This window comes from Gymnodinialimonas mytili (assembly GCF_037544085.1).
In the GTDB taxonomy this organism is placed as follows: Bacteria; Pseudomonadota; Alphaproteobacteria; order Rhodobacterales; family Rhodobacteraceae; genus Gymnodinialimonas; species Gymnodinialimonas mytili.
The window spans coordinates 1-1121 of the sequence record NZ_JBBIFW010000017.1; the positions used below are offsets into that span (position 1 = coordinate 1).

The window sequence follows — 1121 nt, forward strand, 5'->3', positions numbered from 1 at the left end:
AGCTGTTTAAAGGAAGCGCGCCCTCAAGAACCCATCCGCTTGGCCCGCGCCGGAGAAGAACCGTCGACTGACGGTTATGCCCCGCGAACAATCGGACGAAGCTCCCGTCTTCTGAAACATCTGCATCGCCGAACGGCCCGGGAAAGCGCGACCTAGGGGCAAAGCGCTCCAAATCTGTATTGTCTGCAATTAACGTCCAGTTGCCGTCAAAAGGACGAAACCAGAGGTTCCGTTCATCCTCGTTACGCCAATTGATCCCGACTGCGAAGGTGCCACCCGCCTCTGCCAGCGTCAGTATAGCTCGTGGTACGGCTCTTTCCGACAGTTCTGCAGCTCCGTCACGCCCGACCGTCGGGAGTGGGCCTGCCGGAACTAAGGCCTCCCCGTTCCAGCGCAGTGTTTGCACCTCGTCGCGGAATAAGACATAGAAGTCTCTCGTTTCAGTATCGTAAGCGCCCATCCTCCAGGTCTGTCCCGGCCGCAACTCCAGCCAGCGGTCAGATCCCGGAGTCAGCTGCCAGGCGGTCCGGTTGGCCCATCCGAGGAGTATGTGGTGCCCGCCGTGGACTAACCGTGCCTCCCTATCAAAGATGTTCGATCCAGGGGCGGGCTCTTCGAGCCTTTGATAGGTGTTCCCATCGATCTCATAGAATCCGTCAGGCCCAGGACGATTTAGCGGTCGGACCAGTAAGCCGTCGTAGCCCGGGAGAACAAGCGGATGGCTCCCAAGGCGATATGGCTGCGCTGACTCGATGTCGCTCAACGGTTCTTCGCCCTGGACAGGCAGGATGCATGAACTGGCAACCGCCTCCACTACGAATGTGAGAGAGAGCACCCATGCTGCTACAGTTGATATCAAGTGTTTGCTGTGATTATGGATCATTGGGCTAACGTAAGATGAAACAGTCAGAAAGAAGGTGACTGGTCCAGAATATTCTTCGTAAACCAATGCGAAAATTTGGCGAATTCAGCTTGATCTTCCAACATCGTATAAACCAAATCTTCCGTCCAAAACGGCAGTTTTTGCGCGCCTGCCTCAAGCGAAACCAAGTTGTCAGTGGTGACAATACTGCCCGGAAAAACTCCCCCGGTTTTAGTCCAAACTGCTCAAAGCGGACGTT

At 55.6% G+C, this 1121-nt stretch carries 1 protein-coding gene; it reads right to left on the reverse strand.

The features are described 5' to 3' along the window. A partial coding sequence (locus tag V8J82_RS23650) for a hypothetical protein (RefSeq protein WP_339979606.1) occupies positions 1 to 460 on the reverse strand: 460 nt, incomplete at its 3' end. Positions 461 to 1121: the final 661 nt, after the last annotated feature.